Genomic DNA, 13765 nt, shown 5'->3' on the forward strand with positions numbered 1-13765 from the left:
GTCCTGTTATCCGGAGAGGTTGAAATTACCCGACGCCCCATACACAGCGAGCGAGATGAACAAGGTGATGACGACCACCACGATCAGCGAAGTCCGCACGGCCTGGCCGACCGCAATCCCAACTCCGACCGGACCGCCGTGGGCGTTGTAACCGTAATAGGTATGGACGAGCATGACCGCGATGGACATCACGATGGCCTGTAGGAACGACCACAATAGGTCGGACGGGATCAGGAACGTATTGAAGTAGTGGTCGTAGAGGCCTTTTGACTGTCCGTTGATGTACACCGTGGTGAAGCGGGCGGCGAAGAACGCGGCCAGCACCGACAGCGAATACAGCGGAATGATCGCGATGAGGCCCGCGATCAGCCGCGTTGATACCAGGTAGGACACCGAGTGCACCGCCATGCATTCGACGGCATCGATCTCCTCAGACACCCGCATGGCGCCCAATTGGGCAGTGGCACCGGCGCCGATGGTGGCGGCCAGCGCGATACCGGCGATCACCGGCGCGACGACCCGGACGTTCAGGAACGCCGACAGGAATCCGGTCAGCGCCTCGATGCCGATGTTGCCCAGCGACGAATACCCTTGCACGGCAATGACGCCGCCGGAGGCCAACGTCAAGAAGGCCGCCACACCGACCGTGCCGCCGATCATGACGAGAGCGCCCGCGCCCATCGTCATCTCGGCGATCAGCCGGACGGTCTCCTTGCGGTAGCGGGTGAGTGCATTGGGGACGTACCGCATCGTCTGGCCGTAGAACAACGCTTGCTCGCCGAAGTCATCGACCGGGCCTTGCAGCCGGGACGCGACATTGCGCAGCCGGAATGTGAAGTCATAACTCATTGCGTGCTTCCCGTCCCATCACTTCGCCGAGATTCGCACGCCGACGGCGGTCATCACCACATTGATCACGAACAGACATATGAAGGCGTAGACCACGGTTTCGTTGACCGCGTTGCCGACCCCTTTCGGCCCACCCTTGACGGTCAGGCCGCGGTAGCAGCCCACCATGCCGGCCATCACGCCGAACAGCAGCGCCTTGACTTCGGCCAGCACCAGCTCGCGCAGTCCGGTAAGCACGGTCAATCCGTTGATGAACGCGCCGGGGTTGACGCCCTGCAGAAAGACGGAGAAGACGTAGCCACCGGAAAGGCCGATGGCGCAAACCAATCCATTGAGCAGCAGCGCCACCACGGTGGAGGCCAGCACGCGGGGCACGACCAGCCGCTGGATCGGGTCGATGCCGAGCACCCGCATCGCGTCGATCTCTTCGCGGATGGTGCGGGCGCCGAGGTCGGCACAGATCGCGGTGGCGCCGGCACCGGCCACGACGAGCACGGTGACCACGGGACCCAGCTGGGTGATGGTTCCGAACGCCGTCCCGGCGCCGGACAGGTCGGCGGCGCCGATCTCGCGCAGCAGGATGTTGAGAGTGAACGCCACCAGGACGGTGAACGGGATGGATACCAGCAGCGTGGGGACCAGCGAGACGCGCGCGATCATCCAGGTCTGATCGAGGAACTCACCGAATTGGAACGGCCGGCGGAAAGCCGCTCGGCCGGTATCCAACATCATTTCGAAAAATCCGCCGACGGCGCGGGCGGGAACCGCAAGTTGTTCCCTCAACGCGGTCCCCCCCTCGGTTTGGTCTCGGCGAAGTCTATGTCTGGCCTTTGCGTCGTTTACGGTCCCACCTGGCTCGGTGTGAGCCGGATCATATTAACTCAGAACAAGTTCACCATGTCAATGAACAGCACTTCCGTATCTGAACCGTTAATTTGCCAGGTCAGAAGCGCTTGGCAGGTGCCAAACTGACACACGTTCTACCTGGCGGTTTCGGCCTATTAACCCGGTTTTCGGGGCTATTGCTCCATCAGCGCGCCGGCGGAGAAATTGTGCTCAGGATCACGGCCAGCAAAGTAATCCTGCAGTGTCGAACTCAGCTGCGCGGCGTCCCAGGCGGCGCCGTCGGCGACGAATTTGCGTTCCGCGGTGGGCGCAGCGACCAATGTCACCTGTGGACCGTAGACGATGAACACCTGACCGTTCACCTCGGCGGCCGCCGGGGACGACAGGAACTTCACCAGATTGACCACGTGCTCGGGTGACAACGGGTCGACACCTCCGGCTTGCACCTCGGGTGCGTCGCCGAAGACGTCGGCCGTCATCGCGGTGCGCGCGCGGGGGCAGATGGCGTTGGCGCAGACTCCGTAGCGGCCCAGCGCCCGCGCGGCCGTCAGGGTCAGCGAAATGATGCCCGCCTTGGCGGCGCCGTAGTTCGCCTGCCCGACCGGCCCGACCAGCCCGGCCTCCGAAGCGGTGTTGACGATGCGCCCGAAGACCTGGCCGCCGGCGGCCTTGGCCTTGGAACGCCAGTAGGTCGCCGCGTTGCGGGTCAGCAGGAAGTGACCGCGCAGGTGCACGGCGATGACGAGATCCCACTCCTCGTCGGACATGTTGAACAGCATCCGGTCGCGCGTGATCCCGGCGTTGTTGATCACGATGTCGAGGCCACCCAGCGAGTCGGCCTGAGCAACCAATTCGTCGGCGGTGACCCGTTCGCTGATGTCGCCCGCCACGGCGACGGCCTTCGAACCGGCGGAGTTGATTTCGTCGATGATGTCGGAGGCATCCAACGCCGCGGCGATGTCGTTGACAACGACGGTCGCGCCCTGGCGCGCCAGGCCGAGCGCCTCGGCGCGTCCCAGGCCCGCGGCCGCACCGGTTACCACCGCGACCTTTCCGGACAGATCGGTCGCGTTCGTGCTGCTAGTCAATTTATGAATACCTCTAGTTTCTCAGTTACGCGCTCTGGGCTCGGATCAGTCGCCGCGCTGAAGTGCCGCCCGCGGGCATTCGGCGATCGCCTGCTCGGCCAGTTGCTCCTGATCGGCGGGAATCGGGTCGAGCTTCACCACGGCGTAATCCTCGTCGTCCAGGTCGAAGATATCCGGGGCAATTCCCAAGCACACTGCATTACCTTCGCACCGGTCACGGTCCACGATCACCCGCACAGCACCCTCCTTGAACCTGGCCTTCACCGCAGGACTCGCCTCATCACTAAGTAGGTCCACCATAGGACCCCGACACCGCAGGGGAAACGGTCGCTGGATTCCCAGACTAGAACGTGTTACAACCGGGGAGGCGAACGGGTAGCCGTTGGTCGAGCTGCAGCCTGTGACGAGGCTTGCTACTCCGAACGTCGTTGACTTGAAGGACGGCCGAAATGCGCATCAGTTACACCCCGGAACAGGAGGAGCTGCGTCGCGAGCTGCGGTCGTACTTCACCACCCTCATGACCCCGGAGCGCCGCGAGGCGCTGACCTCGACGGGCGGCGGCGAGGTCGGGACGGGCACCGCTTACCGCGACACCGTCGCGCAGATGGGCAAGGACGGGTGGCTCACGCTGAACTGGCCCACGGAATACGGCGGCCAGGACCGCTCCCCGATGGACTCACTGATCTTCACCGACGAGGCCGCCATCGCCGGCGTGCCGGTGCCGTTCCTGACGATCAACAGCGTGGCGCCGACCATCATGGCGTTCGGCACCGAGGAACAGAAGAAGTTCTTCCTGCCCAAGATCGCGGCCGGCGAACTGCACTTCTCCATCGGCTATTCCGAGCCGGGCGCCGGCACCGACCTGGCCAACCTGCGCACCAGCGCGGTGCGCGACGGCGACGACTACGTCATCAACGGCCAGAAGATGTGGACCAGCCTGATCGCCTACGCGGACTGGGTGTGGTTGGCGGTGCGCACCAATCCCGAGGCCAAGAAGCACCGCGGCATCTCAATGCTGACCGTGCCGACCACCGCCGAGGGCTTCTCCTGGACGCCGGTGCACACCATGGCCGGCGTGGACACCAGCGCCACCTACTACTCCGACGTGCGCGTCCCGGTGACGAACCTGATCGGCGAGGAGAACGGCGGCTGGAAACTGGTGACCAACCAGCTCAACCACGAGCGGGTCGCACTGGTCTCGGCGCAACCGATCTTCCTGGCCCTGCGCGAGGTCCGCGAATGGGCGCAGAACACCAAGGACCCCGGCGGCGCCCGGCTGATCGACTCCGAGTGGGTGCAGATCAACCTGGCCCGCGTGCACGCCAAAGCCGAAGTGCTCAAGCTGATCAACTGGGAACTCGCATCGGCGGCAAGCGAAGCCCTGTCACCTGCCGACGCGTCGGCGGCCAAGGTGTACGGCACCGAGCTGGCCACCGAGGCCTATCGGCTGCTGATGGAAGTGCTCGGTACCGCGGCGACGGTGCGTCAGAATTCGCCCGGCTCGAAGCTGGCCGGCCGCGTCGAGCGAATGCACCGGGCCTGCCTGATCCTGACCTTCGGCGGCGGCACCAACGAAGTGCAGCGCGACATCATCGGCATGGTCGCACTCGGCCTGCCCCGGAACCGCTGAGCCGCTGAGCCGCTGAGCCGCTGAGCCGCTACGCAATAGTAAGGACGGACGTTCATGGATTTCACCACCACCGAAGCGGCCAACGACCTCGGCAACCTGGTCGACACCATCGTGGACTCGGTATGCACACCCGAACACCAGCGTGAGCTCGACGGGCTCGATCAGCGGTTCGACCGGGACCTGTGGCGGAAGCTGATCGACGCCGGCATCCTGTCCAGCGCGTCGGCCTCGTCGCTGGGCGGCGACGGCTTCGGGGCGCTCGAGCAGATCGCGATCCTGGTCGCGCTGGGACGCCAGCTGGCCGCGGTGCCCTACCTGGAGTCGGTGGTGCTGGGCGCCGGAGCGCTGGCCCGATTCGGCTCCGAAGAGCTGCAACAGAGCTGGGGCGTGCCCGCGGTCAACGGCGAGAAGACGCTCAGCGTCGCCCTCGACGGCGAGATGGGCGAGGGCCCGGTGCAGGCGGTAGGTGCCGGCGCCGGCTATCGGCTGACCGGAACCCGCACCCAGGTCGGCTTCGGCCCGGTGGCCGACGCTTTCCTGGTTCCCGCCGAAACCGACTCCGGCACCGCGGTTTTCCTGGTCGCCGCCGACGATCCCGGCGTCACGGTGACCGCGCTGGAAACCACCGGCCTGGGCAGCGTCGGGCATCTCGCGCTGGAGGGGACGCAGGTGACCGAGAGCCGCAAGGTCGGCGGCGCCGATGTCGCGACGTGGCTTAGCACGCTGGGCGCCTTGGGCCGCAGCGCTTTTCAACTCGGGGTGCTCGAGCGGGGCCTGCAGATGACGGCCGAATACGCGCGCGAGCGCGAGCAGTTCGACCGCCCGATCGGCAGCTTTCAGGCGGTTTCGCAGCGACTGGCCGACGGCTACATCGACGTCAAGGGGCTGCGGCTCACGCTCACCCAAGCGGCCTGGCGGGTCTCGGAAGACATCCCGGCCGAGATCGACGTCGCCAGTGCGGCCTTCTGGGCGGCGGACGCCGGTCACCGGGTAGCGCACACCATCGTGCACGTGCACGGCGGCGTCGGCGTCGACACCGATCACCCCGCGCACCGCTACTTCCTGGCGGCCAAGGAGACCGAGTTCGCCCTGGGCGGTGCCATCGGCCAGCTGCGCCGGATCGGCCGGGAGCTGGCCGAGACGCCCGCTTAGGCGCAATGGAACTCGCCGATGACCTGACGGTCACCAAGCTGCTGGCGCCGCTGACCGAGATCGACGATCGGGGTATCTACTTCGAAGACTCGTTCACCAGCTGGCGCGAACACCTACAGCACGGTGCCGCGATCGCCGCGGCGTTGCATGCGCGGCTCGACCCCAGCCGGCCACCGCATGTCGGCGTGCTGCTGGAGAACACTCCGTTCTTCTCGGCGATGCTGGTGGCCGCGGGACTGTCGGGGATCGTGCCCGTCGGGCTCAACCCGGTGCGCCGCGGCGAGGCGCTGCGCCGCGACATCGCCCGCGCCGATTGCCAATTGGTGCTGGCCGACTCGAATTCGTCTGCGACGCTGGGCGACATCGAGCACCTGGATGCCGATTCACCCGCGTGGGCCGACGAGGTCGCCGCGCAGCACGACGCGCCGATCTCGTTTCAGGCGGCCTCGCCGGCGGATCTGTTCATGTTGATCTTCACGTCGGGCACCAGCGGCGAGCCGAAGGCCGTCAAGTGCAGCCACGGCAAGGTCGCGATCGCGGGCGTGACGATGACGCAGCGCTTCGGCCTCGGCAGCGACGACGTCTGCTACGTGTCGATGCCGCTGTTTCACTCCAACGCGGTGCTGGTCGGCTGGGCGGTGGCGGCGGCCTGCCAGGGCTCAATGGCGTTGCGGCGCAAGTTTTCCGCCTCGAACTTCATCGTCGATGTGCGCCGCTACGGTGCCACCTACGCGAATTACGTGGGCAAGCCCCTGTCGTATGTGCTCGCCACGCCGGAGCGGCCCGACGATGCGGACAACCCGCTGCGCGCGGTCTACGGCAACGAGGGCGTGCCGGACGACATCGAGCGGTTCGGGCGCAGGTTCGGGTGTGTCGTGCAGGACGGGTTCGGCTCCACCGAAGGCGGCGTGGCCATTGCGCGCACGCCCGATACGCCGGCTGGTTCCCTGGGCCCGCTTCCCGACGGCATCGACATCATCGATCCCGACACCGGCTCGTCGTGCCCGCCCGGTGTGGTCGGCGAACTGGTCAACACGGCGGGGCCGGGGCGTTTCGAGGGCTACTACAACGACGTGACGGCCGAGGCCGAGCGGATGGCCGGCGGGGTGTACCACAGCGGTGACCTGGCGTACCGTGACCACGCCGGTTACGCGTATTTCGCTGGGCGGCTGGGTGATTGGATGCGTGTCGACGGTGAAAACCTCGGCGCGGCCCCGATCGAACGGGTGTTGCTGCGCCACCCCGAGGTCGCCGAGGTCGCGGTATACCCGGTGCCGGATCCGGTGGTCGGCGACCAGGTGATGGCCGCGTTGGTGCTGGCGCCGGGCACCGAGTTCGACGACGAGAAGTTCCGCGCTTTCCTGGCCGAGCAGCCCGACCTGGGGCCAAAGCAGTGGCCCTCGTACGTGCGGATCAGCGCCGAACTCCCGCGGACGGTGACCTTCAAGGTCCTCAAGCGGCAGCTGGCTGCTCAGGGCGTCGACTGCGACGACCCGGTGTGGAAGATCCGCCGTTGACCCGCCGCCGGAGCAGTAAACTCAGCGCTTGATGAAAACGCGCGAAGTGGTCGCCGGCTTGGCCGTGGAAACCCGGGCATGACCGCACGGCCTCTGGAACTCGCGCTGGAAGCGAGCTTCGAACAGCTTTCCGCCGCGGTGCCGGCGAACGTCGGCGTCGCAATCGCCCGCCCGGACAGAACGTTTTCGCTGGGCAGCTGGTGGTCGGGCGTGGCGTGGTCGACGATCAAGGTGCCCCTGGCGATAGCGGCGCTGCGCAACGATTGGCTGGGCGCCCGCGATTTGGCGGTGAAGGCGATCACCGAATCCGACAATCGAGCCTCCGAGCAGTTGTGGTCGCAGCTGGGCGAGCCGATGGACGCCGCGCGGCGGGTTCAGGTCGTGGTGGCCGAGGGCGGCGACACCGCGACCGTGGTCGAATCGCGACGGCTTCGCCGTGGTTACACCGCTTTCGGTCAAACCGAGTGGAGCTTGCAGCGGCAGGCGCGGTTCGCCGCGGAGCTGTCGACCATCCCGGACGCCGTCGAAGTGATTGATCTGATGCAACGCCTGGTCGCCGGCGATCAGTGGGGACTGGCGGCGAAAGGCCTTGCCGCGAAGGGCGGTTGGGGGCCGGGCGTACATGGCGGATACCTGGTCCGCCAGTTTGGCATCGTTCCCACCCCATCCGGCCAGTGGGGAGTGGCGCTCGCGGCGGACGCGGATGACGGCGCGTTCGAGACGGGCGTCGACGTGGTCGATACGATGACGGGCTGGCTGCTGAGCCGGCTGCCGACGCTAGCCCGTTATTGACGGCACCACGGCGTCGACCAGATGCGGCCCGGGTTCGGCGAAGGCGGCGCGCAGCGCATCGGCGAGTTCCTCGGCGGTGGTGACGCGCCGGGCGGGCACCCCCATGCCTTCGCTGATCTTCACGAAATCCATTGTGGGGCCCGATAAATCGAGCAGCGCGAGCGCTTCGGGCCCGGGGGTCGACCCGGCGCCGACGCGTTGCAGCTCGATTCGGAGGATGTCGTAGGCGCTGTTGTTGTACAGCACGGTGGTCACGTTGAGATTCTCGCGGGCCTGGGTCCACAGTCCCGAAATCGTGTACATCGCCGAGCCGTCGGATTCCAAACACAGCACCGGACGATGCGGGGCGGCCACCGCCGCACCGACCGCCGCTGGGATGCCGTAGCCGATCGCCCCGCCGGTGAGGGTCAGCCAGTCGTGCGCCGGCGCCCCGGCGGTCGCCCCCGCGAGCAACACGCCCGAGGTGTTCGACTCGTCGACCACGATCGCGGCTTCGGGCAACAGCGCCCCGATCACGTCGGCGGCCGACGCGGAGGTCAGCGGGCCCGTCGGCAGCTGTGGACGCGATGCGGGCGCCACCGGCGCCTCGGCTCCGGGCGCGATCTGATCGGCCAGGGCGATCAAAGCGTCTGCGGCGCCGCTGTATTCGGCGAGCACATGCACCTCGCAGCCGGCCGGAACCAGGTCGCTGGGCATGTTGGGGTAGGCGAAGAACGACACCGGCGACTTGGCGCCGGCGAGCACCAGGTGCTTGGCGCCGTTCAATTGAGCGGTGGCGGCCTCGGCGAAATACGCGAGCCGCTCGACGGCGGGGACGCCGGCGCCGCGCTCCAGCCGGGTCGGGAAGGTTTCGCACAGCACGCGGGCACCCGTCGCCGCCGCGATGCGGGTGGCCGCCGCCAGCCCGCCATGGCGGGTGGCATCGCCGCCCACCATGATCACCGTGGGCTCCCCGGAGCGGAGCACCTCGAGCACCTCGGGCGCCAGCATCGGATCGGCGCCCGTCGGTTGTGCCTCCAGGTTGGAGAACAGTTGGGCCCCTTCGGACCACGACACGTCGGCGGGCAGGATCAGCGTCGAGATCTGCGAACCCCACCGGCTGGCCGCGATGCCCTCGACCGCATCGGCCGAGACCTGGGAGGCGTCGCTGGTCCGGCGCACCCAGCCCGAGACGGTGCCGGCGAGCGCGTCGATGTCGGATTCCAGTGGGGCGTCGTACTTTTTGTGATAGGTGGCGTGGTCGCCGACGACCACCACCATCGGCACCCGCGCGCGACGCGCGTTGTGCAGGTTGGCCAGGCCGTTGCCCAGCCCGGGGCCCAGGTGCAGCAGCACCGCGGCCGGGCGATCGGCGATGCGCGCATAGCCGTCGGCCGCGCCGGTGGCGACGCCTTCGAACAACGCCAGCACGCCGCGCATGCGCGGCACGGCGTCCAATGCGGCCACGAAGTGCATCTCCGACGTGCCCGGGTTGGCGAAACACACGTCGACACCACCGTCGACCAGGGTGTTGATCAGGGCCTGGGCGCCGTTCACTTGATTGCCTCCAGTCGGAAAACTCGTTCGGCGTTGCCGCGCAGGAAGTCTCGGCGAGCCTCGTCGGACAGCCCGAGTTCGTCCAGTCCCGCCAACGCGTGCTGGTGGGTGATCATCGGATAATTGGTGCCGAACAACACTTTTCGTTGGCCGGTGCCGGTCTTCATGAATCGGACCAGTTCGTCCGGCAACCGCTTGATCGTGTACGCCGAGGTGTCGATGTAGACGTTCTCGTGCTTGCGGGCCACCGCGACCATCTCCTCGGTCCACGGGTAGCCGACGTGACCGCACACGATCACCAGCTCCGGGAAATCGAGTGCAACCTGGTCGATGTAGGGAATCGGCCGGCCGGTCTCCGACGGGCGCAACGGGCCGGTGTGGCCGACCTGGGTACAGAACGGCACCCCGGACTCGACACACTGGGCGAACAGCGGATAGTAGCGACGATCGGTGGGCGGGGCGTTCCACAACCACGGCACCACCCGCAGGCCCACGAATCCCCCTTCGGCTATCCGGCGCCGCAACTCCCGGACCGCTTCCATCGGGCGGTCCAGATCGACGGCGGCCAGGCCGGCGAGCCGGTCCGGGTGCGCGGCAATCCATTGCGCCACCTCGTCGTTGGAGACCAGGTCCTCTCCACCCGGGCCGCGCCAGGCGCTGAGCACACCCAATCCCACGCCGGCGGCGTCCATCGACGCCAGGGTCGCCTCGATCGGAACATCGGTGTCGGGGATCGTCCCGCCCATCCACCGCCGCAGGGATGCGAGCATGTCGCTGCGCAGAAACCGCGCAGTCGGATGTTGCATCCAGACATCGATCGTCATGCGATTGGACTCTAGACCGGCCCCGGCGGCGCGCCGAGGTCAGCTGGTCAGCGCCGCGCGGGCGCAGGCCAGCGTCTGCCGGGCGTATCCGCCGCCGAACAACACGACGTGCGCCAGCAGCGGGAAGAGTTGGTGCAGGCCGGTGCGGTCGCGCCAGCCGGCCCGTAGCGGTCGCACCCGCTGGTAGGCGTCGATGATTGTGTCGTAGTGCGGACAGCCGAACAGCGCGAGCATCGCCAGATCGGTCTCGCGGTGGCCGCCGTGTGCGGCCGGGTCGATGAGCACGACACCGGCGGGCGTCCACATCACGTTGCCGCTCCACAGGTCGCCGTGCAGCCGGGCCGGCCGGTCGTCGTCGTCGAAATCGCCTGCACGGCAACGATTCACGACGGAGTCGACGGCGTCGCGGGTGGCGGTATCGAGCCGCGGGGCCGCGAGTTCGGCCATCGGACCCAGGCGTTCCCCGGCGTAGAACTCGCCCCAGCTGTGGTGCCGGCGCAGCGACAGCGGCAAGGGCTGCGACAACGGTCCGAAAAAGCCGGGCCCGTCCCAGCCGTCCGGTGCGGCGCCGAACGCGGCGGCGCCGGCGTCGTGCGTGACGGCCAGCCGGCCGCCGAACGCGTGCGCGGCCTCGGGTGTCGGGCTGACGGATTGAAGGCGCCGCAAGGTCAGGCTCGCGTCGTCAACGGAAACGACGTGCGCGCACGGCACGCCACCTTCGGCGGCGGAAAGCCATTGCAGCCCTGCGGCTTCCCAGGCGAAGAAGCCGGCGGGCGCGCCCGCCCGGTGCTTGACGAAGTCGGTCACACCGCGCGGGCCTAGCGCTGCAAACGAATCACGCGGTGGCGTGGGCGGCGTGCACGTCGTCGGCCGGGCGGGCCTCGGTCTGCTCCTTGGCCCAGCGGTAGTCGGGCTTGCCCGCGGGCGAGCGCTTGACCTCGTCAACCAGCCACAGGCTGCGCGGCACCTTGTAGCCCGCGATCTCGGAGCGTACGAAGCTATCCAGGTCCGACAGCGCGGGCCGGGCGCCCGGCCGGGGCTGTACGACGGCGGCCACGTGCTGCCCGTACCGAGGGTCGGGCACACCGACCACCAGGGCGTCGAAGACGTCGGGGTGGCCTTTGAGCGCGGCCTCGACCTCCTCGGGGTAGATCTTCTCGCCGCCGCTGTTGATCGACACCGAGCCGCGGCCCAGCATCGTGACGGTGCCGTCCTCCTCGACGGTCGCCCAGTCACCGGGGATGGCGTACCGCACACCGTTGAATGTCTTGAACGTCTCGGCGGTCTTCTTCTCGTCCTTGTAGTAGCCGACCGGGATGTTGCCCTTCTTGGCGATGAAGCCGCGCACACCGGAGCCGGGCTTGACCTCGTTGCCGTCCTCGTCGAGGACGACGGTGCGGTGGTCGATCGTCACGCGCGGGCCACCGGCGTGCGGCGCATCCTTCGCGACGATGCTGGTGCCGCCGAATCCGGTTTCCGAGGATCCGATGGAGTCGGTGATTACCCGGTTGGGCAGCAGCTCGAGGAACTTCTCCTTGATGCTGGGCGAGAACAGCGCCGCGGTGGAGGCGAGCAGGAACAGCGACGACAGGTCGTACTCGTTGCCCTCGTCCTGGTGAGCCAGCAGCGCGTCGAGCAACGGTCGCGCCATTGCGTCGCCGGTGAAGAACAGCAGGTTCACCTTGTGGTCGTGGATCGTGCGCCACACCTCGTCGGCGTTGAATTCCGGTGCCAGCACGGTGGTTTGGCCGGAGAAGATGGACATCCAGGTGGCCGACTGGGTGGCGCCGTGGATCATCGGCGGAATCGGGTGGCGGACCATCGGCGGGTTGGCGGCCGCGGCCTTGGCCAGGTCGTATTCGTCCTTGACGAATTCGCCTGTGGCGAAGTCGGTTCCACCGAACAGCACCCGGTAGATGTCCTCGTGGCGCCACATCACGCCTTTGGGAAATCCCGTCGTGCCACCCGTATACAGCAGGTAGATGTCGTCCGCGCTGCGCTCACCGAAGTCGCGCTCCGGTGAGCTCTGCGCGATCGCCGAGTAGAACTCGACGCCGCCGTAGCGGCCGAAGTCGTTGTCGCTGCCGTCCTCGACGACCAGGATCGTCTTGACGTTGGGTGTATCGGGCAACACGTTGGCCACCCGGTCGGAGTACTGGCGCTCGTGCACCAGCGCGACCATGTCGGAGTTCTCGAACAGGTAGCGCAGCTCGCCCTCGACGTAGCGGTAGTTGATGTTGACCAGGATGGCGCCCGCTTTGACGATGCCGAGCATCGCGATGACGATCTCGATGCGGTTGCGGCAATAGAGTCCGACCTTGTCGTCCTTTTTCACCCCCTGCTCCATCAGGTAGTGAGCCAGGCGGTTGGCCTTCTCTTCCAGCTGGGCATAGGTCAGCTTCTCGTCGCCGCAGATCAGGGCGACACGCTCGGGCACTGCGTCGATGGCGTGCTCTGCAAGGTCGGCAATATTCAAGGCCACGGCCACCAAATTAGAACGTGTTACATTTCGAGGCAAGCTCGTGCCGATTGTCGAGGGAAAGGCGGTAGCCGTGACCGTGGAGAATGCCGGAACCCCAGCAAACACAGAAAACGGGGAAACCGGACCCGACGCGCTGGTGGAACAGCGTGGTCACACGCTCATCGTGACCATGAATCGGCCGCACCGCCGCAACGCTTTGAGCACCGAGATGATGGAAATCATGGTCCAGGCCTGGGACCGCGTCGACAACGACGACGACATCCGGGTCTGCATCCTGACCGGCGCCGGTGGCTACTTCTGCGCGGGCATGGACCTCAAGGCGGCAACCCAGAAGCCGCCGGGTGAGTCGTTCAAGGACGGCAGCTACGACCCGTCGCGAATCGATGCCTTACTCAAAGGCCGCAGGCTGAAAAAGCCGCTGATCGCCGCTGTCGAGGGCCCGGCCATCGCCGGAGGGACGGAGATTCTGCAGGGCACCGACATCCGGGTCGCCGGTGAGAGCGCCAAATTCGGCATCTCCGAGGCCAAGTGGAGCCTGTATCCGATGGGCGGGTCCGCCGTCCGCCTGGTGCGCCAGATTCCCTACACCGTGGCGTGCGACCTGCTGCTGACCGGACGGCACATCACCGCTGCCGAGGCCAAGGATATGGGCCTGATCGGCCATGTCGTCCCCGACGGGCAGGCGCTGACCAAGGCGCTCGAGATCGCGGAGGTCATCGAGAACAACGGACCCCTGGCCGTGCAGGCGATCCTCAAGACGATCCGCGAGACCGAGGGCATGCACGAAGAAGAGGCCTTCAAGCCCGACACCGCCAACGGCATCCCGGTGTTCCTCTCCGAGGACTCCAAGGAAGGCCCCCGGGCGTTCGCCGAGAAGCGCAAGCCCCACTTCAAAAACCGCTAGGCTGCGGACCGCTAGGCGGCCAGCGACCCTCTCCCTCTCCCGCTCCCGTCCCCTCCCGCTGACCGGCGGGCGCCCCCCTCCCGTCATCCGGCCGGCCCGTCTCTTCGCCGCACCTTCACACACGGCCGCGTTTCGGGCGGGTTT

Annotated in this window: 13 protein-coding genes; 5 read left to right on the forward strand and 8 right to left on the reverse strand. The window is 67.3% G+C overall.

Annotation, left to right across the window (positions count from 1 at the left end; genetic code table 11):
• Nucleotides 1-6: 6 nt before the first annotated feature.
• The 4 genes from A5753_RS09045 to A5753_RS09060 all read right to left on the reverse strand — a co-directional run bounded on the left by A5753_RS09045 (nucleotide 7) and on the right by A5753_RS09060 (nucleotide 3020).
• Entirely contained in the window at nucleotides 7-849 is an 843-nt protein-coding gene (locus A5753_RS09045) for an ABC transporter permease (protein WP_067126010.1), read from the reverse strand.
• 18 nt (nucleotides 850-867) lie between these two features.
• A complete protein-coding gene (locus tag A5753_RS09050) occupies nucleotides 868-1632 on the reverse strand; it encodes an ABC transporter permease (RefSeq protein WP_067126012.1) in 765 nt (254 codons plus the stop codon).
• A 236-nt stretch (nucleotides 1633-1868) separates the two neighbouring features.
• Entirely contained in the window at nucleotides 1869-2783 is a 915-nt protein-coding gene (locus A5753_RS09055; protein WP_067126014.1) for a 3-oxoacyl-ACP reductase, read from the reverse strand.
• A gap of 45 nt (nucleotides 2784-2828) precedes the next feature.
• Nucleotides 2829-3020 carry a ferredoxin gene (locus A5753_RS09060; protein ID WP_007772497.1) on the reverse strand — a complete coding sequence of 64 codons (192 nt, stop codon included), beginning with the start codon at nucleotides 3018-3020 and terminating at the stop codon, nucleotides 2829-2831.
• A gap of 212 nt (nucleotides 3021-3232) precedes the next feature.
• Between A5753_RS09060 and A5753_RS09065 the strand changes: the two genes are divergently transcribed.
• The 4 genes from A5753_RS09065 (at nucleotide 3233) to A5753_RS09080 (ending at nucleotide 7875) form a co-directional block, all read left to right on the forward strand.
• Nucleotides 3233-4414: an acyl-CoA dehydrogenase gene (locus A5753_RS09065; protein WP_067126016.1), complete on the forward strand. Its 1182-nt coding sequence runs from the start codon at nucleotides 3233-3235 to the stop codon at nucleotides 4412-4414.
• A 54-nt stretch (nucleotides 4415-4468) separates the two neighbouring features.
• Nucleotides 4469-5566, forward strand: coding sequence for an acyl-CoA dehydrogenase family protein (locus A5753_RS09070; protein WP_067126019.1), 1098 nt, complete (start codon nucleotides 4469-4471; stop codon nucleotides 5564-5566).
• Between the two features lie 5 nt (nucleotides 5567-5571).
• Nucleotides 5572-7083, forward strand: a complete 1512-nt coding sequence (gene fadD17 / locus A5753_RS09075; RefSeq protein WP_067126021.1) for a long-chain-fatty-acid--CoA ligase FadD17 — start codon at nucleotides 5572-5574, stop codon at nucleotides 7081-7083.
• A 78-nt stretch (nucleotides 7084-7161) separates the two neighbouring features.
• Nucleotides 7162-7875, forward strand: coding sequence for a hypothetical protein (locus A5753_RS09080; protein WP_067126023.1), 714 nt, complete (start codon nucleotides 7162-7164; stop codon nucleotides 7873-7875).
• Here A5753_RS09080 and A5753_RS09085 read toward each other — a convergent pair.
• The 4 genes from A5753_RS09085 to A5753_RS09100 are packed head-to-tail and all read right to left on the reverse strand — an operon-like array spanning nucleotide 7861 to nucleotide 12723.
• Nucleotides 7861-9411 carry an acetolactate synthase large subunit gene (locus A5753_RS09085; protein WP_067126025.1) on the reverse strand — a complete coding sequence of 517 codons (1551 nt, stop codon included), beginning with the start codon at nucleotides 9409-9411 and terminating at the stop codon, nucleotides 7861-7863. The genes A5753_RS09080 and A5753_RS09085 overlap by 15 nt on opposite strands.
• Nucleotides 9408-10235: an amidohydrolase family protein gene (locus tag A5753_RS09090; protein WP_067126028.1), complete on the reverse strand. Its 828-nt coding sequence runs from the start codon at nucleotides 10233-10235 to the stop codon at nucleotides 9408-9410. Before A5753_RS09090 ends, A5753_RS09085 begins: the two co-directional genes overlap by 4 nt.
• Nucleotides 10236-10274: 39 nt before the next feature.
• Entirely contained in the window at nucleotides 10275-11042 is a 768-nt protein-coding gene (locus A5753_RS09095; protein WP_067126031.1) for a fructosamine kinase family protein, read from the reverse strand.
• Between the two features lie 28 nt (nucleotides 11043-11070).
• On the reverse strand, nucleotides 11071-12723 hold the full coding sequence (locus tag A5753_RS09100; protein ID WP_067126046.1) for an acyl-CoA synthetase: 1653 nt from the start codon (nucleotides 12721-12723) through the stop codon (nucleotides 11071-11073).
• A 70-nt stretch (nucleotides 12724-12793) separates the two neighbouring features.
• On the opposite strand from A5753_RS09100, the gene A5753_RS09105 reads away from it, so the two are divergent.
• Nucleotides 12794-13621 (forward strand): crotonase/enoyl-CoA hydratase family protein, encoded by an 828-nt coding sequence (locus tag A5753_RS09105; protein WP_197694644.1) that lies wholly within the window; start codon nucleotides 12794-12796, stop codon nucleotides 13619-13621.
• Nucleotides 13622-13765: the final 144 nt, after the last annotated feature.

The organism is Mycobacterium sp. 852002-51971_SCH5477799-a, assembly GCF_001667145.1.
Lineage (GTDB): Bacteria > Actinomycetota > Actinomycetes > Mycobacteriales > Mycobacteriaceae > Mycobacterium.

What these genes read in the sequence shown, in the direction of transcription:
- A5753_RS09045 (WP_067126010.1), bottom strand. Translation starts at nt 849, where the DNA reads ATGAGTTATGACTTCACATTCCGGCTGCGCAATGTCGCGTCCCGGCTG.
- A5753_RS09065 (WP_067126016.1), top strand. Translation starts at nt 3,233, where the DNA reads ATGCGCATCAGTTACACCCCGGAACAGGAGGAGCTGCGTCGCGAGCTG.
- A5753_RS09070 (WP_067126019.1), top strand. Translation starts at nt 4,469, where the DNA reads ATGGATTTCACCACCACCGAAGCGGCCAACGACCTCGGCAACCTGGTC.
- fadD17 (WP_067126021.1), top strand. Translation starts at nt 5,572, where the DNA reads ATGGAACTCGCCGATGACCTGACGGTCACCAAGCTGCTGGCGCCGCTG.
- A5753_RS09080 (WP_067126023.1), top strand. Translation starts at nt 7,162, where the DNA reads ATGACCGCACGGCCTCTGGAACTCGCGCTGGAAGCGAGCTTCGAACAG.
- A5753_RS09090 (WP_067126028.1), bottom strand. Translation starts at nt 10,235, where the DNA reads ATGACGATCGATGTCTGGATGCAACATCCGACTGCGCGGTTTCTGCGC.